This window comes from Vibrio sp. Vb1574 (genome assembly GCF_033338675.1).
Map to the genome: position 1 here is coordinate 1 of NZ_JAWOTC010000408.1, position 1,091 is coordinate 1,091.

Below are 1,091 nucleotides of genomic sequence, written 5' to 3' on the forward strand. Positions count from 1 at the left end.
CGCCGACATCCACACCGCGGGTCGGTTCATCCAAAATCAATACCTTTGGACGTGTCATCAGCCCTTTGGCGATCGCCACTTTCTGTTGGTTACCACCAGAAAGGTTGCCAATAATTTGGTCGCGAGTTGGTGTTTTAATGTTGAATAACTTGATGAAATCTTCCACCGCAATGACTTCTTCGCCGTGCTGGATTTGCACACCTTTAGTTAGCTTATCCAATGCACACAGAGACATGTTCTCTTTCACGGATAAGCCCAGCACCAGACCATCCCCTTTGCGGTCTTCCGAGATGTAAGCGATGCCATTTGCCAAGCCATCTTGCGGGCTAACCGGATTAATGGTTTTGTTATCGAGATTGATAACGCCATGCTCGCTTGGCAGCGCGCCGTAAATCACTTTCATTAACTCGGTGCGGCCTGCGCCCATCAAACCAGAGATACCCAAAATCTCACCGCGTTTAAGCGTGAAGCTCACATCGTGAACGCCAGAGCCCGTCAAGCCAACCACTTCAAGGCATGTCTCGCCGTGCTTTACATCAATACGCGGGTATTGCTCTTCTAATTTACGGCCAACCATCATTTCGATTAAGCCGTCTTCATCCGTGTCTGCTACTCGGCATTCACCGATAAATTTACCGTCACGAAGCACGGTAATGTCGTCACAGATTTCAAAGATTTCTTTCAGGCGGTGTGAGATATATACAATGCCGCAGCCTTGCTCACGAAGCTCATTAATCACTTTGAACAGAGATTCGGTTTCTGTATCAGTAAGCGCATCGGTTGGTTCATCCAGGATGATGACTTTCGATTCAAACGAGCGCGCTTTAGCAATTTCCACCATTTGTTGCTCACCCAAACTTAGATCACCAAGCAAGGTCTTCGAGCGGTGTTTCACGTTCAAACGTTGTAGAAGTCTGTCCGCCTCCGCGTACATTTTGCTCCACTGAATGCGCCCCATAGAACCAGTAAATTCACGACCGAGAAAAATGTTCTCAGCGATTGTCAGTTCAGGGATTAAGTTCAACTCTTGGTGAATAATGCTGATGCCCGCTTCTTGAGAATCTCGCGGACCTTTAAATGCAGCAGGTTGA

1 protein-coding gene is annotated in these 1,091 nt (G+C 47.8%); it reads right to left on the reverse strand.

Annotated elements, in window-relative coordinates; translation table 11 throughout:
* The coding region (locus R7O12_RS26500) for an ATP-binding cassette domain-containing protein (protein WP_318127050.1) at positions 1-1,091 on the reverse strand (1,091 nt) is incomplete at both ends.